The 457-nt window shown below is 29.5% G+C and carries 1 protein-coding gene; it reads left to right on the top strand.

Features of this window, described 5'->3' with window-relative positions; genetic code table 11:
- On the top strand, positions 1 to 269 hold a 269-nt coding region (locus ACU68Y_RS09125), incomplete at its 5' end, for a transposase (RefSeq protein WP_446765342.1).
- Positions 270 to 457: the final 188 nt, after the last annotated feature.

Below are 457 nucleotides of genomic sequence, written 5' to 3' on the forward strand. Positions count from 1 at the left end.
CTGGTTTGGATGCTAGCGTTTCTCAGTCTGGAGAATATGAATCTACTTACAATCATATGAGTAAAAGAGGTTCTCCTTACTTAAGGCGTGCTCTTTTTCAATCCGCTCTTAGAGCTGAATTTTGTGATCCTGTTTTCTCAGATTATTATCAAAAAAAGATTAGTGAAGGAAAACATCATCTAGTTGCTACCAATGCTGTTGCTAGAAAGCTTTGTCATACTATTTTTGCTGTTCTTACTAAAGATGAACCTTATCAAGTACAAAATTAGTTTTGTTTTATTGCAAACTGATTTTTGAAAAAATTACAATTTTAAGGTTAAAAACCTTGCTAACCCTATTTTTAAATTCTTAAACTCTAGGGTATTTTTTCATGCTTATTTTTATTCAGTTTTTATCAATATCAATTCTTATATTTTTAGCATTTTACCTCTTGACTTTTAATAGTTAGTCTTTCTTT

The sequence above is a fragment of the Finegoldia sp. P1-F-LS genome (genome assembly GCF_052932205.1).